At 68.0% G+C, this 20,599-nt stretch carries 14 protein-coding genes; 2 read left to right on the top strand and 12 right to left on the bottom strand.

Annotated features, from left to right (window positions below; all coding sequences use genetic code 11):
• Positions 1-39 precede the first annotated feature (39 nt).
• Entirely contained in the window at positions 40-2,622 is a 2,583-nt protein-coding gene (gene mutS / locus UYS_RS0200370) for a DNA mismatch repair protein MutS (RefSeq protein ID WP_016853505.1), read from the top strand.
• Between the two features lie 193 nt (positions 2,623-2,815).
• Entirely contained in the window at positions 2,816-3,139 is a 324-nt protein-coding gene (fdxA, locus tag UYS_RS0200365; RefSeq protein WP_016853504.1) for a ferredoxin FdxA, read from the top strand.
• A gap of 489 nt (positions 3,140-3,628) precedes the next feature.
• On the opposite strand, the gene eno is transcribed toward fdxA, so the two are convergent.
• The 12 genes from eno to pilM form a co-directional block, all read right to left on the bottom strand.
• On the bottom strand, positions 3,629-4,921 hold the full coding sequence (gene eno, locus UYS_RS0200360) for a phosphopyruvate hydratase (RefSeq protein ID WP_016853503.1): 1,293 nt from the start codon (positions 4,919-4,921) through the stop codon (positions 3,629-3,631).
• A 32-nt stretch (positions 4,922-4,953) separates the two neighbouring features.
• The gene (kdsA, locus tag UYS_RS0200355; protein WP_016853502.1) at positions 4,954-5,805 is read right to left on the bottom strand and encodes a 3-deoxy-8-phosphooctulonate synthase; all 852 of its coding nucleotides are present in this window, start codon (positions 5,803-5,805) and stop codon (positions 4,954-4,956) included.
• 5 nt (positions 5,806-5,810) lie between these two features.
• Positions 5,811-7,466 carry a CTP synthase gene (locus UYS_RS0200350; protein WP_026068248.1) on the bottom strand — a complete coding sequence of 552 codons (1,656 nt, stop codon included), beginning with the start codon at positions 7,464-7,466 and terminating at the stop codon, positions 5,811-5,813.
• 202 nt (positions 7,467-7,668) lie between these two features.
• The gene (locus UYS_RS0200345) at positions 7,669-9,087 is read right to left on the bottom strand and encodes an FAD-dependent oxidoreductase (RefSeq protein WP_016853500.1); all 1,419 of its coding nucleotides are present in this window, start codon (positions 9,085-9,087) and stop codon (positions 7,669-7,671) included.
• A 23-nt stretch (positions 9,088-9,110) separates the two neighbouring features.
• On the bottom strand, positions 9,111-13,559 hold the full coding sequence (gene gltB, locus UYS_RS0200340) for a glutamate synthase large subunit (RefSeq protein ID WP_016853499.1): 4,449 nt from the start codon (positions 13,557-13,559) through the stop codon (positions 9,111-9,113).
• Positions 13,560-14,004: 445 nt separating this feature from the next.
• Positions 14,005-15,117 carry a 3-dehydroquinate synthase gene (gene aroB / locus UYS_RS0200335; protein WP_016853498.1) on the bottom strand — a complete coding sequence of 371 codons (1,113 nt, stop codon included), beginning with the start codon at positions 15,115-15,117 and terminating at the stop codon, positions 14,005-14,007.
• The gene (gene aroK / locus UYS_RS0200330) at positions 15,114-15,656 is read right to left on the bottom strand and encodes a shikimate kinase AroK (RefSeq protein ID WP_026068246.1); all 543 of its coding nucleotides are present in this window, start codon (positions 15,654-15,656) and stop codon (positions 15,114-15,116) included. The genes aroB and aroK overlap by 4 nt, the downstream gene beginning before the upstream one ends.
• Positions 15,656-17,692, bottom strand: coding sequence for a type IV pilus secretin PilQ (locus UYS_RS0200325; RefSeq protein WP_016853496.1), 2,037 nt, complete (start codon positions 17,690-17,692; stop codon positions 15,656-15,658). The genes aroK and UYS_RS0200325 overlap by 1 nt, the downstream gene beginning before the upstream one ends.
• 66 nt (positions 17,693-17,758) lie before the next feature.
• Positions 17,759-18,283 carry a pilus assembly protein PilP gene (locus tag UYS_RS0200320; protein ID WP_016853495.1) on the bottom strand — a complete coding sequence of 175 codons (525 nt, stop codon included), beginning with the start codon at positions 18,281-18,283 and terminating at the stop codon, positions 17,759-17,761.
• Positions 18,280-18,912 (bottom strand): type IV pilus inner membrane component PilO, encoded by a 633-nt coding sequence (locus tag UYS_RS0200315; RefSeq protein ID WP_016853494.1) that lies wholly within the window; start codon positions 18,910-18,912, stop codon positions 18,280-18,282. The genes UYS_RS0200320 and UYS_RS0200315 overlap by 4 nt, the downstream gene beginning before the upstream one ends.
• Positions 18,909-19,493 (bottom strand): PilN domain-containing protein, encoded by a 585-nt coding sequence (locus tag UYS_RS0200310; protein WP_016853493.1) that lies wholly within the window; start codon positions 19,491-19,493, stop codon positions 18,909-18,911. The genes UYS_RS0200315 and UYS_RS0200310 overlap by 4 nt, the downstream gene beginning before the upstream one ends.
• Positions 19,490-20,551, bottom strand: coding sequence for a type IV pilus assembly protein PilM (gene pilM, locus UYS_RS0200305; RefSeq protein WP_016853492.1), 1,062 nt, complete (start codon positions 20,549-20,551; stop codon positions 19,490-19,492). Before pilM ends, UYS_RS0200310 begins: the two co-directional genes overlap by 4 nt.
• Positions 20,552-20,599: the final 48 nt, after the last annotated feature.

The following is a 20,599-nucleotide window of genomic DNA, read 5'->3' as shown; positions in this document are numbered from 1 at the left end:
CGCGTTTCTCACCGTCTCCACCGCCAGCCAGGGAAGCCCATGTCACAGGCCAGCACCAAGCCGCACACGCCGATGATGGCCCAGTATCTGAAGATCAAGCGCGAGCACCCCCAGGTGCTGCTGTTCTACCGCATGGGCGACTTCTACGAACTCTTCTTCGACGACGCCAAGCGCGCCGCGGCGCTGCTGGACATCACCCTGACCCAGCGCGGCCAGTCGGCCGGCCAGCCGATTCCCATGGCCGGCGTGCCCTATCACAGCGCCGAGGGCTATCTGGCGCGCCTGGTCGCCGCCGGCGAGTCGGTGGCCATCTGCGAGCAGATGGGCGACCCGGCCGCCGCCAAGGGCCCGGTGGAGCGCAAGGTGGTGCGCATCGTCACGCCCGGCACCCTCTACGACGAGGCGCTGCTCGACGCCCGCCGCGACAACCTGGTGGTGGCGATCCACCCGACCGGCGAGCGCTGGGGTCTGGCCTGGCTGGAGCTCTCCAGCGGGCGCTTCAGCGTGCTCGAGGTGGAAGGCGAGTCCGAGATGCTGGCCGAGCTGACCCGCCTCGATCCGGCCGAGCTGCTGGTGGCCGACGGCCTGAGCCTGCCGCCGTCGCTCGAGGAGCGTCGCGGCCTGCGCCGCCAGAGCGACTGGCTGTTCGATCTGGAATCGGCCACCCGCACCCTGTGCGACCAGTTCGCCGTGCAGGACCTGCGCGGCTTCGGCTGCGCCCACCTGGAGGCCGCGCTCACCGCCGCCGGGGTGCTGATCGACTACGCCCGCGACACCCAGCGCTCGCAGCTGCCCCACGTCACCGCCATCGGCGTGGAGAACCGCGACGACGCCGTGGTGATCGACGCCGCCAGCCGCCGTAACCTGGAGATCGACATCAACCTGGGCGGCGGCAGCGACAACACCCTGGCCAGCGTGCTCGACACCACCGCCACCGCCATGGGCTCGCGGCTGCTCAAGCGCTGGCTCAACCGCCCGCTGCGCGACCGCGACCAGGTCGGCGCCCGCCAGGCCGCCGTGGCCGCCCTGCTCGACCGCGACGGCTACCTGCCGCTGGGCGAGACGCTCAAGGCGATCGGCGACGTGGAGCGCATCCTGGCCCGGGTGGCGCTGTACAGCGCCCGCCCCCGCGACCTCGCCCGGCTGCGCGACGCCCTGGCGGCGCTGCCCGAGCTCGAGGCGGAACTCGCCGAGTACGACGACGGCACCGCGCTGGACGAGCTCAAGCGCCATATCCGCCCCTATCCCGCGCTCGCCGATACCCTGAGCCGCGCGCTGGTCGAGAACCCGCCGGTGGTGATCCGCGACGGCGGCGTGATCGCCGAGGGCTTCGACGCCGAGCTCGACGAGCATCGCGGCCTGGCCGAGCACGCCGGCGACTACCTGGTGCAGCTCGAGACCCGCGAGCGCGAGCGCACCGGGCTCTCCGGCCTCAAGGTCGGCTACAACCGGGTCCACGGCTACTACATCGAGATCCCCCGCGCCCAGGCCCGCGAGGCGCCGGTGGACTACATCCGCCGCCAGACGCTGAAGAACGCCGAGCGCTTCATCATCCCCGAGCTCAAGGAGTTCGAGGACAAGGCGCTGTCGGCCAAGTCCCGCGCCCTGGCCCGGGAGAAGCTGCTCTACGACGGCCTGCTCGACGACCTCAACGCCGAACTGGCGCCGCTGCAGGCCACCGGCCGCTCGCTGGCCGCGCTGGACGTGCTGGCCGCGCTGGCCGAACGCGCCCGCTCGCTGGACCTGGTCCGCCCGGCGCTGCCGGAGGCGCCGGGCCTCGACATCCGCGGCGGCCGCCACCCGGTGGTCGAGCGGGTCAGCGAGGCGCCCTTCGTGCCCAACGACATGGTGATGGACGACGAGCGGCGCATGCTGGTGATCACCGGCCCCAACATGGGCGGCAAGTCCACCTACATGCGCCAGGCGGCGCTGATCACCCTGCTCGCCCACACCGGCAGCTTCGTGCCGGCCGACAGCGCGAGCATCGGCCCGGTGGACCGCATCTTCACCCGCATCGGCTCCTCCGACGACCTGGCCGGCGGCCGCTCGACCTTCATGGTGGAGATGACCGAGACCGCCAACATCCTGCACAACGCCACCGACCACAGCCTGGTGCTGATGGACGAGATCGGCCGCGGCACCAGCACCTTCGACGGTCTGTCGCTGGCCTGGGCCAGCGCCGAGCACCTGACCCGCACCCGCGCCTTCACGCTGTTCGCCACCCACTATTTCGAGATGACCGCGCTGCCCGAGCAGGCCGCCGGGGTGGCCAACGTGCACCTGACGGCGGCGGAGCATCGCGACGGCATCGTCTTCATGCACCGGGTGGAAGACGGCCCGGCCAGCCAGAGCTACGGCCTGCAGGTCGCCCAGCTGGCCGGCGTGCCCCAGGGCGTGATCGCCCGGGCCCGGGAGAAGCTCGCCACCCTGGAGCAGCAGGAGGTCGACCAGGGCCAGCGCACGCCGAGCACATCGAACGACGCCGACACCGCGCCCCAGCAGAACGACCTGTTCGCCAGCGCGCCGCATCCGGTGGTGGAGAGCCTCTCGGGGCTGGCACTGGACGAGCTGAGCCCGCGCCAGGCGCTGGAATGGCTGTATCAGTGGCAGCAGAACCTGTAGGGCGGGGCGCCAACGGCGAGCAAGGGCGATCGTCATCGACTTGACACGCCATGGCTTGCGGGCAGCATGGCCGGCCGACTAGAATGGTTCGATCAAGTTCCACTTATTATAAAAGCAAAAGTTTTTATAACCTAATTCGACATTCAAGACCGACTGGCCGCGGCTCGCCCCGGCCCGAGGAAGGGAGACTGGCATGACATTCGTCGTCACCGAGAACTGCATCAAGTGCAAGTACACCGACTGTGTCGAGGTCTGCCCGGTGGACTGCTTCTACGAGGGGCCCAACTTCCTGGTGATTCACCCGGACGAGTGCATCGACTGCGCGCTGTGCGAGCCCGAGTGCCCGGCCGAGGCGATCTTCTCCGAGGATGAGCTGCCGGAAGGACAGGAGCAGTTCATCGAGATCAACGCCGAACTGGCGGAGACGTGGCCGAACATCGCCGAGAAGAAGGACCCGCTGCCCGACGCCGAGGAATGGGACGGCAAGACCGGCAAGGCCGAGCTGCTGGAGCGCTGAGCCTCGGACGCCGCGCCCGGGTAGCGCGCCCGAACACGACGACGCCGAATGTCTCTCGACATTCGGCGTCGTCGTTTCGTGCTGCGATGAAGGAGAACATCCAGACAAAAGAAGGCGGCCCGAAGACCGCCCGCTCCTAGCCATCCTTGAGCGGCTCCCTCCGCTCGAACTCCTAGCCTTCCCTGCCCGGAAACCGCATCCTGCGACACCGGGCTCGGCTTGAGACTGCATCCCGTGGCGTCCTGCCGGGAGAGGCTCCGCTCTCCCTTGTCCCGCTGCCCATTCTGTCAGCCCTGAAGGAGTTCTCAACCACCCCCCTCTCGCTCAGGGCACCATCCTCTCGCGCACAAACAGGAAAAATTCCCTTAAATAACAATAACATAAAAAAACCGGCGCCCGATGAGCGCCGGTTTTCCCGAGCAAAATGTCACGAATCTCGTCAGCGCCGTGTAGGCGATCTCCTACACGAAGGCCACCGACGAGCGCCGCTCACTGCCCCTTGATGGCGCTCAGGCCCGGGTAGTCGACGCGCTCACCGAGCTCCTGCTCGATCACCAGCAGACGGTTGTACTTGGCGACGCGATCGGAGCGGCACAGCGAGCCGGTCTTGATCTGACCGGCGGCGGTGCCCACGGCCAGGTCGGCGATGGTGGTGTCCTCGGTCTCGCCGCTGCGGTGGGAGATCACCGCGGTGAAGCCGGCGTCCTGGGCCATCCGGATCGCGTCCAGGGTCTCGGACAGCGAGCCAATCTGGTTGAACTTGATCAGGATCGAGTTGCCGATCTGCTCGTCGATGCCGCGCTTGAGGATGCGGGTGTTGGTGACGAAGAGATCGTCGCCGACCAGCTGGACCTTGTCGCCGATCTTGTCGGTCAGCGCCTTCCAGCCCGCCCAGTCGGACTCGTCCATGCCGTCCTCGATGGAGACGATCGGGTACTGCTCGCTGAGGTCGGCCAGGTAGTCGGCGAAGCCGGCGGCGTCGTACTGCTTGCCCTCGCCGGAGAGGTCGTAGACGCCGTCCTTGTAGAACTCGGAGGAGGCGCAGTCCAGCGCCAGGGTGATGTCGCGACCCAGCTCGTAGCCGGCGTCGGACACCGCCTCCTTGATCACCGCCAGGGCCTCGGCGTTAGACGCCAGGTTCGGCGCGAAGCCGCCCTCGTCGCCCACGGAGGTGGACAGGCCGCGGCCGGCGAGGACCTTCTTCAGGGCGTGGAAGATCTCGGCGCCCATGCGCAGGCCCTCGCGGAAGCTCGGCGCGCCTACCGGCTGGATCATGAACTCCTGGATGTCGACGTTGTTGTCGGCATGCTCGCCGCCGTTGAGGATGTTCATCATCGGCACCGGCATGCGAAACCGGCTCGGCTGACCGTAGAGCTCGGCGATGTGGGCGTAGAGCGGCGTGCCCTTGGCGTTGGCCGCGGCCTTGGCGGCGGCCAGCGACACCGCGAGGATGGCGTTGGCGCCCAGGGTGGCCTTGTTGTCGGTGCCGTCGAGCTCGAGCATGGCCTCGTCCAGGGCACGCTGGTCACGCGCGTCCATGCCGACCAGACGCTCGCGGATGACGCCGTTGGCGGCCTCCACGGCCTTCAACACGCCCTTGCCCAGATAGCGGGACTTGTCGCCATCACGCAGCTCGAGGGCCTCGCGGGAACCGGTGGAGGCTCCGCTGGGGGCACAGGCCGTGCCCACGGCACCGCTCTCCAGCCGCACCTCGGCCTGAACGGTGGGATTGCCGCGGGAATCGAGCACCTCGAGGGCGCGAACATCGACGATCTTGGTCATGTTGTCTCGTCCTTAATGAGTCAGCGTTGGGGTCAGGAAATCTCGAGCGGCGCGAAGCCCTTGACCAGCTCGTCGAGCGCCTTGAGCTGGGACAGGAAGGGCTCGAGACGATCGAGCGGCAGGGCGCAGGGGCCGTCGCACTTGGCGTTGTCTGGGTCCGGGTGGGACTCCAGGAACACCCCGGCGAGCCCCACGGCCACGCCGGCGCGGGCCAGCTCGGCGACCTGGGCGCGACGCCCGTCGGCGCTGTCGGAACGACCGCCCGGGCGCTGCAGGGCGTGGGTGACGTCGAACAGCAGCGGGTAGCCGGTCTCCTTCATCTCGCCGAAGCCGAGCATGTCGACCACCAGGTTGTTGTAGCCGAAGCTGGTGCCGCGCTCGCACAGGATCAGCCGGTCGTTGCCGGCCTCCTCGCACTTGCGCAGGATGTGGCGCATCTCGTGAGGCGCCAGGAACTGGGGCTTCTTGATGTTGATCGCCGCGTCGGTCTCGGCCATCGCCACCACCAGATCGGTCTGGCGGGCGAGGAAGGCCGGCAGCTGGATGACGTCGGCCACTTCGGCGGCGGGGGCCGCCTGCCAGGGCTCGTGCACGTCGGTGATGATCGGCACGCCGAAGCGTTCCTTCACCTCGGCGAGGATCTCGAGCCCCCGGTCGAGACCGGGGCCGCGGAAGGAATGGATGGAGCTGCGGTTGGCCTTGTCGAAGCTGGCCTTGAACACGTACGGCATGCCGAGCCGGCCGGTGACCTCGACGTAGGCCTCGGCCACCTCGAGGGCCAGCTCGCGGGATTCCAGCACGTTCATGCCGCCGAACAGCGTCAGCGGCTGGTCATTGCCGACCCGGAGGCCGGCAATGTCGATCAGGCGTTCCGGGACGGACATGACGCTCACTCCTGTGGGGTGCTCTGGGCGCGGGTGCGCGCCGCCTTGTGTTCCAGCGCCGCGTTCACGAAGCCGGTGAACAGCGGATGGCCGTCACGCGGCGTGGAGGTGAACTCCGGATGGAACTGGCAGGCCACGAACCAGGGGTGATCGGGCAGCTCGACCATCTCCACCAGCGAGCTGTCGACGCTGCGACCGGAGACCACCAGGCCGGCCTGCTCGAGGTCGGCGACGAACTGGTCGTTGACCTCGTAGCGGTGACGGTGACGCTCGACGATTTCCTCGTTGCCATAGGCCTCGCGGGCCCTGGAGCCGGCCGCCAGATGGCAGACCTGGCCGCCCAGGCGCATGGTGCCGCCCAGATCGGAGGCCTCGTCGCGCAGCTCGATCTTGCCTTCCGGGCTCAGCCACTCGGTGATCAGGCCCACCACCGGGTGCTGGGTGTCGTGGGTGAACTCGGTGGAGTTGGCGTCGGTCCAGCCGGCCACGTGGCGGGCGAACTCGATCACCGCGACCTGCATGCCGAGGCAGATGCCGAGATACGGGATGTCGTTCTCGCGGGCGAAGCGGGCCGTTTCGATCTTGCCTTCCACGCCGCGCTCGCCGAAGCCGCCGGGCACCAGGATGGCGTCCTTGCCGGCCAGGCGTTCCGGGCCATGACGCTCGATGTCCTCGGAGTCGATGTAGTCGATGTTGACCTTCACGCGGCTCTGGATGCCGGCGTGCACCAGCGCCTCGTTGAGCGACTTGTAGGCGTCGAGCAGCTCCATGTACTTGCCGACCATGGCGATGTTGATCGACTTGAGCGGATTGAGCTTGGCGTCGAGCACGCGGATCCACTCGGTCAGGTCGGCCTCGCCGGCCTCCAGGCGCAGCTTGTCGCAGACGAACTCGTCGAGGCCATGCTCGTGGAGCATCAGCGGAATGCGATAGATGGTATCGGCGTCCTGCAGCGGAATGACCGCCCGCTCCTCGACGTTGGTGAACAGCGCGATCTTGCGGCGCTCGGTCTCCTCGAGCTCGACCTCGCTGCGGCAGATCAGGATATCCGGCTGGATGCCGATCGAGCGCAGTTCCTTGACGCTGTGCTGGGTCGGCTTGGTCTTGGTCTCGCCGGCGGTCTGGATGTAGGGCACCAGGGTCAGGTGCATGAAGATCGCCCGGCTCGCGCCCAGCTCGCTGCGAATCTGACGGATCGATTCGAGGAACGGCAGCGACTCGATGTCACCCACGGTGCCACCGATCTCGACCAGCGCCACGTCGGCATCCTTGCCGCCTTCATAGACGCGGTGCTTGATCTCATCGGTGATGTGCGGAATCACCTGCACGGTGCCACCCAGGTAGTCGCCGCGGCGCTCCTTGCGCAGCACGTGCTCGTAGACGCGCCCGGTGGTGAAGTTGTTGGCCTGGCTCATCTTCGTGCGGATGAAACGCTCGTAGTGGCCGAGGTCCAGGTCGGTTTCCGCCCCATCCTCGGTGACGAACACCTCGCCATGCTGGAAGGGACTCATGGTGCCCGGATCCACATTGATGTAGGGATCGAGCTTGAGCATGGTGACCTTGAGGCCCCGTGCCTCGAGAATCGCCGCCAGCGAGGCCGACGCGATGCCCTTGCCGAGAGAGGACACAACGCCGCCGGTCACGAAGATATATCGTGTCATGGAGAACCTGTCGAAACGTGATCGGTAGGCCCGGCAGGAAGCCGCGCCAGGATGGGACGACAGGATAGCAGAGAGCGTTCCCCGGCTCAATTTGGGCTGCGCGCCGGCCGCCTCCCGCCCCACCGGCAACGAAAAACCCCGAGGCCGGCGCCTCGGGGTTGGCGTGTCGAGCGTCGCTCGGCGCTTAAGCGTCGCTCGGCGCTTAGACGTCCAGGTAGTCGAGGATGCCCTCGCCGGCCTGACGCCCCTCGTACACGGCGGTGACCACCAGGTCGGAGCCGCGCACCATGTCACCCCCGGCGAAGATCTTCTCGTTGGTGGTCTGGAAGGCGTAGGCCCCCTGCTCCGGCGCCTTGACCCGACCCTTCTCGTCGACCTGGATGCCCACGGTCTCGAACCAGGGCGCCGGGCTCGGCTGGAAGCCGAAGGCGATGACCACGGCGTCGGCCGACACCACTTCCTCGGAGCCCGGCACCACCTCGGGACGCTGGCGACCGTTCTCGTCGGGCTCGCCGAGGCGAGTGCGCACGACCTTCACGCCCTCGACCCTGTCCTCGCCGACCACCGCCACCGGCTGGCGATTGAACAGGAACTCGACGCCCTCCTCGCGGGCGTTGGCCACTTCCTTGCGCGACCCGGGCATGTTGTCCTCGTCGCGACGATAGGCACAGGTCACCGCCTCGGCGCCCTGGCGGATGGCGGTGCGGTTGCAGTCCATGGCGGTATCGCCGCCGCCGAGGACCACGACCTTCTGGCCTTCCAGCGAGACGTAGTCCGCCGGATCCTTCTCGAAGCCCAGGCAGTGGTTCACGTTGGCGATCAGGTAGTCGAGCGCCTTGTGCACGCCCGGCAGATCCTCGCCCGGGAAGCCGCCTTCCATGTACTTGTAGGTACCCATGCCGAGGAACACCGCGTCGTACTCGGCGAGCAGCCTGTCGAACGGCATGTCCTGGCCGATCTCCACGCCCAGGCAGAACTCGACGCCCATCTCCTCGAAGACGGCGCGACGACGCTCCATGACGGTCTTCTCGAGCTTGAACTCGGGGATGCCGAAGGTCAGCAGGCCGCCGATCTCGGGGTTCTTGTCGAACACCACCGGCTTGACGCCGTTGCGCACCAGGATGTCCGCGCAGCCGAGGCCGGCCGGGCCGGCGCCGATGATCGCCACCTTCTTGTCGGTCCAGGTGACCCGGGACATGTCCGGGCGCCAGCCCATGGCGAAGGCGGTGTCGGTGATGTACTTCTCCACCGAACCGATGGTCACCGCGCCGAAGCCGTCATTGAGAGTGCAGTCGCCCTCGCACAGGCGATCCTGCGGGCACACCCGGCCGCACACCTCGGGCAGCGAGTTGGTGCGGTGGGAGAGCTCGGCGGCCTCCAGGATGTTGCCCTCGCTGACCAGCTGCAGCCAGTTGGGAATGTAGTTGTGAACCGGGCACTTCCACTCGCAGTAGGGGTTGCCGCAGTGCAGGCACCGATGCGCCTGGGTCGCGGCGTCCTGCGGCTGGAACGGCTCGTAGATCTCGGCGAACTGCTTCGCCCGCGTCGACGCCGCCTTCTTCTCGGGGTCCTGGCGACCCACGTCGATGAACTGGAAGTCGTTGTTCAAACGGTTGGCCATGTTACTCGCTCCTCTCTCCAGGCTTACTCGGGACGCCGACGGGATTCATCCAGCAGGCTGGCGAGACTCGCCGCCTTGGGCTTCACCAGCCAGAAGTGACGGATGAAGTCGCTGAAGTCCTCGAGGATGTCGTGACCGCGCCGGGAGCCGGTCTCCGCGACGTATTCCTCGATGATTTCCCTCAGGTGTCGCCGATGGGCCTCCATGGCCTCGGTGTTGACGCGGTGGATTTCCACCAGTTCATGGTTGTACTTGTCGACGAAGCTGCGGTCCTCGTCCAGCACGTAGGCGAAGCCGCCGGTCATGCCGGCACCGAAGTTGACGCCGACCTCGCCGAGCACGGTGACCAGGCCGCCGGTCATGTACTCGCAGCAGTGGTCGCCGGCCCCCTCGATCACCGCCCGGGCGCCGGAGTTGCGCACCCCGAAGCGCTCGCCGGCGGTCCCCGCGGCGTACAGCGTGCCGCCGGTGGCCCCGTACAGGCAGGTGTTGCCGATGATCGCCGTCTTGTGGCTCTCGAAGCCGCTGTCGCGGGGCGGCACGATGACCACCTTGCCGCCGTTCATGCCCTTGCCGACGTAGTCGTTGGCGTCGCCCTCGAGGTAGAGGTTGAGGCCGCGGGCGTTCCACACGCCGAAGCTCTGGCCGGCCACGCCGTTGAAGCGCACGGTCAGCGGCGCATCCTCGAGGCCCGCCTCGCCGTGCTGCTTGGCGATGGTGCCGGAGATCAGCGCGCCGACGGAGCGGTCGCAGTTGGTGATCGTGAAATCGAACTCACCGCCGGACTTGTGCTCGATGGCCGACTCGAGCGCCTCGAGCACCTCCTGGTTCTTGGCGCCCGGATCGTGGGGCACGTTGCGGCTGACCTGACAGAACTGCGGCGCCTCGGCGGGCACGAAGTCGTTGGTCATCAGCGGCGACAGGTCCAGACGACGCTGGGAGTCCGTCACGCCCTCGATCGCCTCGAGCAGATCGGTGCGGCCGATCAGCTCGGTGAGCTGACGCACGCCCAGCAGGGCCATCAGCTCGCGCACCTCCTCGGCGATGAAGCGGAAGTAGTGCTTGACCATGTCGACGGTGCCGCGGAAGTGCTCGTCGCGCAGGGCCTGATGCTGGGTGGCCACGCCGGTCGCGCAGTTGTTGAGGTGGCAGATTCGCAGGTACTTGCAGCCCAGGGCGACCATCGGGGCGGTACCGAAGCCGAAGCTCTCGGCGCCGAGGATCGCCGCCTTGATCACGTCGAGGCCCGTCTTCAGGCCGCCGTCGGTCTGCAGGCGGATCTTGTCGCGCAGGCCGTTGATGCGCAGCGCCTGATGGACCTCGGGCAGGCCGAGCTCCCAGGGGCTACCGGCGTGCTTGATCGAGGTCAGCGGGCTGGCCGCGGTGCCGCCGTCATAGCCGGACACCGTGATCAGGTCGGCATAGGCCTTGGCCACGCCGGTGGCGATGGTGCCGATACCGGGCTCGGAGACCAGCTTCACCGACACCTGGGCGCTCGGATTGACCTGCTTGAGGTCGAAGATCAGCTGCGCCAGGTCCTCGATGGAGTAGATGTCGTGGTGCGGCGGCGGCGAGATCAGGGTCACGCCGGGTACCGCGTAGCGCAGCCGGGCGATCAGGCCGTTGACCTTGCCGCCGGGCAGCTGGCCGCCCTCGCCGGGCTTGGCGCCCTGGGCCACCTTGATCTGCAGCACCTCGGCGTTGGCCAGATAGGCCGGCGTGACGCCGAAGCGACCGGAGGCGATCTGCTTGATCTTGGAGCTGCGGACGGTGCCGTAGCGCGCCGGATCCTCGCCGCCCTCGCCGGAGTTGGAGCGACCGCCGGCCTCGTTCATCGCCTGCGCCAGGGCCTCGTGGGCCTCCGGCGACAGCGCGCCCAGCGACATGCCGGCGCTGTCGAAGCGCGGCAGCAGGTCCTCGATCGGCTCGACCTCGTCCAGCGGCAGCGCCGTCTCGGCGGGCTTGAGGCGCAGCAGGTCGCGGATGGTGGCCGGCTCGCGGTCGTTGACCAGGCCCGCGAACCTCTTCCACTTGGCGTAATCGCCCTCCTGCACCGCTTCCTGCAGGGCCTTGACCACGTCCGGGTTGTAGGCGTGGTACTCGTGGCCGTGGACGTACTTCATCAGGCCGCCGTGGGAGATGCTCTTGCGCGGCGACCAGGCGTCCTTGGCCCGCAGCTCCTGCTGCAACTGCAGCTCGGCGAAGCCGGTGCCCTCGATGCGCGAGGCCATGCCGGTGAAGCACAGGTCCATGACCTCGGAGGCCAGGCCCACCGCCTCGAACAGCTGGGAGCCGCGATAGGAGGCCAGGGTCGAGATGCCCATCTTGGACAGGATCTTGAACAGCCCCTTCTGCAGCCCCTTGCGATAGTTCTCGCGGGCGTCGGCCGGGTTGCCGACCAGCTCGCCGGTACGATGCATGTCGGCCATGACCTGATAGGCCAGCCACGGATAGACCGCGGTGGCGCCGACGCCGAACAGCACCGCCATCTGGTGGGCGTCGCGGGCATAGCCGGTCTCGACGATCAGGTTGACCCGCGGGCGCAGCGCCAGCCGGCCGAGATGATGGTGCACGGCACCGACCGCCAGGGCGGCGTGGATCGGCAGCTGCCCCTTCGCCACCTCGGCGTCGGACAGCACCAGCAGCACCTTGCCGTCGCGGGCGGCCTGGGCGGCCTCGTCGCACAGCGCCTGCAGCGCCCCCTTGAGCCCGATGGTCTCGGGATCGTAGGCCAGCGACAGGCTGTGGCTGTTGAAGGCCGGGTCTTCATGGTTCACCAGGGCGGTGAACTTGCGCGGCGACAGCACCGGCGTGGTCAGCACCAGGCGGTGGGCGTGATCCGGGGTCGCCTCGAAGACATTGAGTTCGGCACCGATGCAGCTCTCCAGCGACATCACGATCGACTCGCGCAGCGGGTCGATGGCCGGGTTGGTGACCTGGGCGAACTTCTGGCGGAAGTAGTCGGTCAGCAGGCGCTGCTTGCCGGACAGCACCGCCATGGGGGTGTCGTCGCCCATGGAGCCGACCGCCTCCTGGCCGCTCTCGGCCAGCGGACGCAGCACCTGGTCACGCTCCTCGAAGCTGACCTGAAACATCTTCTGTCGCACCGCCAGGGTCTCGGCATCCATGTTCTGGAAGCGGGCCAGCTCGGTCAGCGCGGACTCCAGATAGTTGGCCTCCTGCTTCAGCCAGCGCTTGTAGGGATAGGCCGACTTGAGACGCGAGTCGATGTCCTGGGTGTGCAGGACCTCGCCGGTCTGGGTGTCCACGGCCAGGATCTGGCCCGGGCCCACGCGCCCCTTGGCCACCACGTCCTCCGGCTTGTAGTCGTAGGTGCCGATCTCGGAGGCCAGGGTGATGTAGCCGTTCTTGGTGATCACCCAGCGCGCCGGACGCAGGCCGTTGCGGTCGAGCATGCAGACCGCCTGACGGCCGTCGGTCATGACCACCCCGGCCGGGCCATCCCACGGCTCCATGTGCATGGAGTTGTATTCGTAGAAGGCGCGCAGGTCGCCGTCCATGATCTCGACGTTCTGCCAGGCCGGCGGCACCATCATGCGCACCGCGCGATGCAGCTCCATGCCGCCGGTCAGCAGCACTTCCAGCATGTTGTCCATGCTCGAGGAGTCGGAGCCGGAGGTGTTGACGATCTCGTCGAGCTCGGCGATGTCGGGCAGGCGCTCGCTGACGAAGTTCTCCTTGCGGGAATTCGCCCAGCCGCGGTTGGCCTCGATGGTGTTGATCTCGCCGTTGTGGGCCAGCAGGCGGAACGGCTGGGCCAGCGGCCAGCGCGGCGCGGTGTTGGTGGAGAAGCGCTGGTGGAAGACGCAGATGGCGGTCTCCAGCCGCTCGTCGCCCAAGTCGCGGTAGAAGGCCGGCAGGTCGACCGGCATCACCAGACCCTTGTAGGAGACGACCTCGGAGGACAGCGAACTGACGTAGAAGTCCTCGTCGTCGCGCAGCGCCTGCTCGGCGCGGCGACGGGCCATGAAGAGCTCGACGTCGAAGGTGTCCGCGGCGGTGTCGCCGGGCTCGACGAACAGCTGGCGGATGCGCGGCAGGCAGTCCAGCGCCATGGGGCCGCAGACGCTCGGATCGACCGGCACGTCGCGCCAGCCCTGAACGGTCAGGCCACGGGACTCGAGCTCGCGCTCGAGGGTCGCGCGGGCGGCGGCCTCGCGGGCGTCGTCGTCGGGCAGGAAGATCGAGCCCACCGCGAAGCGGCTGCCCAGCTCCACGCCGAGCGATTCCTTGGCCACGGCGCGCATGAAGGCCTCGGGCATCTTCAGCAGCAGGCCGCAGCCGTCGCCGGTCTTGCCGTCGGCGGCGATGCCGCCGCGGTGGGTCATGCAGGTCAGCGACTCGATGGCCGTCTGCAGCAGATCGTGACTGGCCTGCCCCTCCATGTGGGCGATCAGACCGAACCCGCAGTTGTCACGAAACTCGCCGGGTTGATGAAGACCTCTGTTCATGGGCGTGCCTCAGGTATCGAAAGAGTTTTATTCGCAGTTTTTTATGGTATGCTTAGAGGTTTTTCTTCTTATTTGATGCCCGATTCGCGGCATCGAAACTGCGCGGCAAAAGGCTTCACAGAATAGCCATCCCCCCTCGACCGCGCAATGCCACGCCATCCCCAGGGCGCCAAAAACCTTCGGCAAATCCGCGACTTGCCGCAACCCTCAACGAAAAAACCACGCTAACTCAACGAGTTGCAAACGACCGACCCGAGGCATTTTCACCGCGACCCATGCATTAGACTTTAGTCTTAAATGACGTTTTCACCCCATACCGATACTGCATACCGCATACAGATTCACGCATTTCACTCGCGAAGGCGTCACCCACACCCTCGGAAACGACAACGCCCGCTGCCGGAAGCAGCGGGCGTTGATCGTGCGACATCACGAGAGCGAGCGATCACTGCCGGGGAAAGGCCTCCATCAGGGCCGCCAGGGTCTCGGGCGGCGTTTCGTCATGGATGCAGGCGTCGCCGAGTCGCCGCAGCAGGATCAGCCGCAGCCGGTCGTCGAGATTCTTCTTGTCGAGACGCATGATCGACAGGAAGTCGTCGACGCCCATGTCCGCCGGCGCCGCCAGCGGCAGCTCGGCCGCCGCCAGCACGTGCCGGGTCCGCGCCACCTCCTCGCCGGACAGCCAGCCCAGCCGCTGCGACAGCTCGGCGGCCAGCAGCATGCCGGTACCGACGGCCTCGCCGTGCAGCCAGCGGCCATAGCCCTGATGCGTCTCGATGGCGTGCCCGAAGGTATGCCCCAGGTTGAGCAGCGCCCTCACGCCCTGCTCGGTCTCGTCCTCGGCGACGATCTCGGACTTGAGGCCGCAGCTGCGCTCGATGGCCCAGGCCAGGGCCTCGGCATCGAGCGCGCGCAGCGCCGCCATGCTCGCCTCCAGCCAGGCCAGGAAGTCGGCGTCGCGGATCAGCCCGTACTTGATGACCTCGGCGAGGCCGGCGGACAGCTCGCGGGGCGGCAGGGTCGAGAGGGTGTCGGTATCGATCAGCACCGCCCGGGGCTGCCAGAAGGCGCCGATCATGTTCTTGCCGCGGGGATGGTTGACGCCGGTCTTGCCGCCCACCGAGGAATCCACCTGGGACAGCAGCGTGGTCGGCACCTGCACGAAGGCCACGCCGCGCTGGTAGCAGGCCGCGGCATAACCCGCCATGTCGCCGATCACGCCACCGCCCAGCGCCACCAGGGTGCAGCGCCGGTTGAAGCCGGCCTCGAGCAGGGCATCCCAGATGCGCTCGACGCTGGCCAGGGTCTTGGTCGCCTCGCCGTCCGGCAGCACCACCTCGCGCACCGTCAGGTCGTCGTCGAGGCCGGCCTTGAGCCGTTCCAGATAAAGCGGGGCCACCGTCTCATTGGTGACGATCATCACCTGGCGGCCGGCGAGATGCGGCCGTAGCCAGTGCGGATCGCCCAGCAGCCCGGGGCCGATATGAATGGGATAGCTTCGCTCGCCCAGGGACACCGTCAGGGTGCGCCGGGCATCGTTGGATCGCGTCATGTTCATGCCTTGCAGTGCAGGGGGTCGATCAGGCGCTCCACGCGGCGCACGATCTCGTTGACCACGGCGCGCGGGCCGCGACGATCGGTGCGCACCACCACATCGGCGGTGGCCCGGTACAGCGGATCGCGCTGCGCGAACATCTGCTCCAGCAGCTCGGCCTTGTCATCGCGCTGCAGCAGCGGACGATTGCGATCCTTGGCGGTGCGCCGCAGCTGCTGCTCGACGGTGGTGTAGAGATAGATCACCGTGCCGCTGTCGCGCAGCATGCGCCGGTTCTCCTCGCGCAGCACCGCGCCGCCGCCGGTGGCGATGACCACGCCCTCCAGCGCCGACAGCTCATCGATCATCTGGGTCTCGCGCTCGCGGAAGCCCGCCTCGCCCTCGACGTCGAAGATCCACGGGATATCGGCGCCGCAGCGATCCTGAATCTCATGATCGCTGTCGTGGAAGTCTCGGGACAGCTCGGCCGCCAGAAGGCGGCCGATGGTGCTCTTTCCGGCCCCCATGGGGCCGATCAAAATCAGATTGGGTAATGCCGGCATCAGCGAATGGCCAGGTTGTCATCCAGTATTCGGGGCGTGATGAATACCAGCAACTCTACCTTATCGTTGGAGTCCTCGGTATAGCGGAAGAGATTTCCGAGCACCGGGATGTCGCCCAGGAAGGGCGTCTTGAACAGGCTGCGCACCTGCTCGGTGGTCAGGATGCCGCCAAGCACCACGGTTTCGCCGTTGTCCACCAGCACCTGGGTCATGATCTCGTTGGTGTCGATGGCCGGGGCGCCGTTGAAGGACTGATCGGCGACGGTGTCATTGTTGATCGCCAGATCCATGATGATGCGATTGTCCGGCGTGATCTGCGGCGTCACCTCCAGCGACAGCACCGCCTCCTTGAACTCGGTATCGGTCGCCCCGCTCGAGGTCGACTCCTGATAGGGAATCTCGGTGCCCTGCTTGATGATCGCGGTGCTCTGGTTGGCGGTGATCACCCGCGGCTGGGAGATGGTCTGGCTCTTGCCCTCGCTCTCCAGCGCGCGCAGCTCCAGGTCGAGCAGCACGTCGCCGGAGAGATAGCCGAAGCTGAAGGCCGTGGACGGATTCAGCTCGTCCCCCAGATCCACGGACAGCCCGCCGCTGTCGGCGACCCCGGACGAGGCGCCGCCGGCGTTGAGACCGTTGGGCGAGCCTCCCTCGTTGTTGGACAGCCCCCAGCTGACCCCCAGCTCGCGGGTGGCGCTGTCTCGGGCGATCACGATCCGCGCCTCGATCTGCACCTGACGCACCGCCACGTCGAGGCGCTCCAGGGTATCCATGATGTTGCTGATCTGGTCGGCGGTATCCTGCAGCAGCAGGGTGTTGGTGCGCGGATCCACGGCGACGCGGCCGCGCTCGGTCAAGAGCCCGAAGCCGCTCTCGCCGCGCAGCAGCTGCGCCAGATCGTCGGCCTTGGCGTACTTGACCTGGATGTACTCGGTCTCCAGCGGCGCCAGCGTTTCCAGCTGCTCGCGGGTCTGCAGCTCCAGCTGCTCCCGGGCCGCCAGCTCCTCGGCCGGCGCCACCACGATGACGTTGCCCTCCTGCCGACTGGCCAGGCCGTGACTCTTGAGCACCAGATCCAGCGCCTGATCCCAGGGCACGTCCTGCAGGTTGAGGGTGACGCGGCCGGTGACGCTGTCGCTGGCCACCAGGTTCAACCCGGTGAAGTCGGCGATGATCGCCAGCACCGAACGCACCTCGATGTCCTGGAAGTTGAGGGTGATGCGATCGCCGGTGTAGGAAAACTGCTCGCGCGCCTGTTGCTCGCGCTGCTGGGGCGTGACCGGCTGGGCCGAGATCGTCAGCCGACGGCCACTCTGGGTCGACAGCATGGCGAAGTCGCCGCTGCCCTGGATGTCGAGCGTGACGCCGTCACGGCCGGCCCGCGGCGTGATGCGGCGCAGCGGCGTGCCGAAATCGGTGACGTCATAGACCTGGTCGAGGGAGGCCGGCAGGCGCACGCCGCTCAGCCGGGCGACGATGTCGGAGCGCCCGCTCTCGCTGACGCGCGCATCCACGCCGCCGCGATCGAAGGACACCACCACGCGTCCGGCGCCGTCCTCGCCGCGCCGGAAGTCGATGTCGGTGATGCTCGGGCCGGCCACGGCCGCCGCCGACGCGGAGACGGACGAGCCCGCGGCCGAGCCGCCGGTGGCCTCGGGCGCGGACGACGCGACGCTGCCGCCGATCGACAGCCGCAGGCGATCGCCCTGCTGGACGGTGTCGTAGGGCAGCGGCCCTTCCAGGTCGAACACCAGGCGCGTGCGGCTGCCCGCCTCCAGGGCCGTGACCCGCTCGACACCCCCGACGCCCAGCTCCTGGCGACGGCGCTCCAGGGCGCTGCGGGTCTCGATCAGATCGATGGTCAGCCGCGCCGGCTCATCGAGGCGATAGCCGCGCACCTCGGGCACGCCGCCGTCGAAGGACAGGTCGACCTCCAGGGCACCGCCGGCCCCCTGACGGTAGTCCAGGCCGGTCAGCGTCGAGGCCGCCATGACCGAGGTGGACACCACCAGCATGGCCAGGGCCGCGAGAGCTCGCATCGTCGTTTTCATGGTTCCCTTTCCCCTCCAGGCCCCGCCGTCTCCGGGCGGGCTTGCGCGTGTTGTCTAGCCGTCCAGCGCTAGCTGGGTGCTGCGTTCGATCCAGCCGCCGCGTCCGGTGGGCACGATCTCCACCAGCTGCACCGAGGCGGCGGTGATGTCGACGATGCGTCCGAAATCCGAGCCCATGTGGTCGCCGACGCGAAGCCGATGCACGTTGCCGTCCGGCGCCCGCACCAGCGCCGAGGGGGCGCCGCCCACGGTGAGCGTGCCCACCAGGTCCAGCTGGCCGAGATCATAGACCTCCAGCGGCTCCCGCGGCCGCGACGTGTCCGGCGCCAGGTCGACGTCGCCCTCCGGCAGGGTGCGACTCTCCGGCAGCCGCACCTGAAAGGGACTGCGCTGGTCGGCGAAACGGTAGTCCACGGCGTGATAGACCGGCATCGGCGGCAGCGGCTCGAGCGCCAGCTCGCCGGGATCGGCCCGCAGCGAGGCCAGTTGCTGCTCGAGATCGCCGGTATCGGCGTCCCGGCAGGCGCCGAGCGACAGCACCACCCCCAGCAGCGCCAGGCCATGCCCCCAGCTCTTCATGGCGCCTCCTCCTCGTCGGAGGCCGCTTCCGGCGGCCGATAGCTGTAGGTCCGCGCCAGCATCGACAGCTCGAGCCGCCCGCCCTCGGTCGGCTCGAGCGTGAAGTCGTGCTGGGTCACGATGCGTGGCAGATCGGCGACGGCGGCGAGGAAGGAACCGATACGGTGGTAATCGCCGCGGACCTGGATATCGAACGGGTGCTCGACGTAGAACTCCCGCTCGACGGGGGTGCGCAGGCGAATGGCGTCGATGACCAGCTGACTGTCGATGGCCGACTCGCTGATGTCGTCGATCAGCGACGGAATCTCGGGGCCGCTCGGCAGCATGCCCACCAGCACGTCCAGGCGCCCGTCCAGCGTCTCCACCTGCTCGCGCAGCATCGGCAGGTGGGCCGCCTGAGCCGCCTTGCTGCGATAGTCCCGCAGCAGGCGCGTCTCTTCCTGCCGCGCGCTCTCCAGCTCCTGGGCCTTGGGCGCCGCCAGATACCAGTAGAGACCGGCGAAGGTCAGCCCGACCATCAGCAGGCAGCAGATCAGCTGCAGCAGGAAGGGCCAGCCGCCGGCCTCCTTGATGTCCAGCTCGCCCGGCTCCACGTCCTTCAGGCGCCGCCATTCGGTCGCGAGGTTCATGGCGCCACCTCCTTGTTCCCGGTGTCGCTCCCGGTATCGTTCGCGGTGCCCGGCATGTGCTGGCCGACGCTGAGATCGAAGCGGCGCGCGCCCTCCTCGGCCTCCACCTCGGAGAGCACCGGCACGTCGAGCACCGGCGAGGCCTCGAGGGCCCGCAGCTGGGCCGAGACGCGGCGATTGTCCTCGGCCAGGCCGGTCAGGCGCAGACGGTCGCCCTGACGCTGGAGGTCGGCGTAGTACACGCCCTCCTCGAGGCTGGCCGTCAGGGCATTGAAGACATGCACGGTCTGGGGACGCTCGGCCTGCAGTTCCTGCAGCACCGCGATGCGTCGTTCCAGGGTCTCGAGCCGCGCCTCGTATTCGCTGACGGTGCGAATATCGCGATCCAGCTCCGCGGTGCGCTGGCGGATCAGCGTGTGTCGCTGCTGCTGGGTCGTCAGCTGCTGCGCGTAGTACCCGGTCACGGCATAGCCACCGCCCAGGCCGATCAGGGCGACCAGCCCCAGGGCCAGGTAGAAGCGCTTGCTGCGCCGCTGGCGCCGCGCCTCACGCCAGGGCAGAAGATTGATCTCGATGGTCATCCGCGCGCCCTCATCGCCAGCCCACAGGCCGTCAGCATGGCCGGCGCATCGCCGGACAGGGTCTGCACGTCGACCCGCGAGCTCATCTTCATGCGCCGGAAGGGATTGGCGATCACCACCTCCATCCCGGTTTCCGCCGCCAGGCGGTCGGCGAGCCCCGGCAGCACGCCGGTGCCGCCGGCCAGGATCATGCGATGCACCTCCTGCTTGCGGCCGGCCGTGTAGTAGAGCTGCAGCGAGCGCCCGACCTGTTGCACCAGGGTATCGAGGAAGGGATCGAGCACGCTGCGGCGATAGTCGTCCGGCAGCCCGCCGCGCTTCTTGGCCAGGCCGGCCTCCTCGAGGCTCAGCCCGTAGCGGTTGCGGATCTCCTCGGTCAGCGCCCGACCGCCGAAGACGGTGTCGCGGCTGTAGGTGATCCGCCCGTCGCGCAGCACGTGGAAGGCATTCATGTTGGCCCCGATATCCACCAGGGCCACGCCGCCATCCTCGGCGCCGCCGGCCGGCAGCTGGGTCGCCAGCTCGGTGTAGGCGCGCTCCATGGCGAAGGTCTCGACGTCCACCATGGACGGCGTCAGCCCCACCTGGCTGACCGCCTCGGTCAGCTGGCTGACATCCTGCTGACGACAGGCGACGAGCAGCACGTCCTGCTGATCGCCATAGCGATCGTTGAGGCCAAGCCGCTGGAAGTCGAAGGCCACCTCACTGAACGGAAAGGGAATGTGCTTGTCGGAGTCGAGCTGGATGCGAGTCTCGATCTCGTCGTCGGAGAGCGTCGCCGGCAGCATCAGCGTCTTGGTGATCGCCGCGCTGGCCGGCACGGCCACCGAGACGCGCCGACTGGTCGGCTTGGCGTGGTCCACTACGCGCTTGAGCGCATCGACCACCGCATCCATGTCGCGGATACGCCGCTCCACCACGGCGCCTTCGCGCAGCGGACGCACGGCGTAGCTCTCGATACGATAGGTCCCGCCGACCCACTTGAGTTCGATCAGCTTGACGGTGGCCGACGTGATATCGACCCCGATGAGCCCCTTGCCGGTTGCCCCGATTCGCATCTAGGTCATGCTCCCGACTGAATACCTGCGTTAAACCGCTCATAGTAG

The organism is Halomonas smyrnensis AAD6 (assembly GCF_000265245.1).
Classification (GTDB): domain Bacteria; phylum Pseudomonadota; class Gammaproteobacteria; order Pseudomonadales; family Halomonadaceae; genus Halomonas; species Halomonas smyrnensis.
The sequence above is the reverse complement of the archived record's forward strand: the minus strand, read 5'-3'. Positions and strand labels throughout refer to the sequence as shown.

Coding starts and splice junctions, on each gene's coding strand:
- aroK (WP_026068246.1), bottom strand. CDS start 15,656: ATGCCGGCATTACCCAATCTGATTTTGATCGGCCCCATGGGGGCCGGA.
- pilM (WP_016853492.1), bottom strand. CDS start 20,551: ATGCGAATCGGGGCAACCGGCAAGGGGCTCATCGGGGTCGATATCACG.
- UYS_RS0200325 (WP_016853496.1), bottom strand. CDS start 17,692: ATGCGAGCTCTCGCGGCCCTGGCCATGCTGGTGGTGTCCACCTCGGTC.
- UYS_RS0200350 (WP_026068248.1), bottom strand. CDS start 7,466: ATGACACGATATATCTTCGTGACCGGCGGCGTTGTGTCCTCTCTCGGC.
- kdsA (WP_016853502.1), bottom strand. CDS start 5,805: ATGTCCGTCCCGGAACGCCTGATCGACATTGCCGGCCTCCGGGTCGGC.
- UYS_RS0200310 (WP_016853493.1), bottom strand. CDS start 19,493: ATGACCATCGAGATCAATCTTCTGCCCTGGCGTGAGGCGCGGCGCCAG.
- mutS (WP_016853505.1), top strand. CDS start 40: ATGTCACAGGCCAGCACCAAGCCGCACACGCCGATGATGGCCCAGTAT.
- UYS_RS0200320 (WP_016853495.1), bottom strand. CDS start 18,283: ATGAAGAGCTGGGGGCATGGCCTGGCGCTGCTGGGGGTGGTGCTGTCG.
- UYS_RS0200345 (WP_016853500.1), bottom strand. CDS start 9,087: ATGGCCAACCGTTTGAACAACGACTTCCAGTTCATCGACGTGGGTCGC.
- UYS_RS0200315 (WP_016853494.1), bottom strand. CDS start 18,912: ATGAACCTCGCGACCGAATGGCGGCGCCTGAAGGACGTGGAGCCGGGC.
- fdxA (WP_016853504.1), top strand. CDS start 2,816: ATGACATTCGTCGTCACCGAGAACTGCATCAAGTGCAAGTACACCGAC.
- aroB (WP_016853498.1), bottom strand. CDS start 15,117: ATGAACATGACGCGATCCAACGATGCCCGGCGCACCCTGACGGTGTCC.
- eno (WP_016853503.1), bottom strand. CDS start 4,921: ATGACCAAGATCGTCGATGTTCGCGCCCTCGAGGTGCTCGATTCCCGC.
- gltB (WP_016853499.1), bottom strand. CDS start 13,559: ATGAACAGAGGTCTTCATCAACCCGGCGAGTTTCGTGACAACTGCGGG.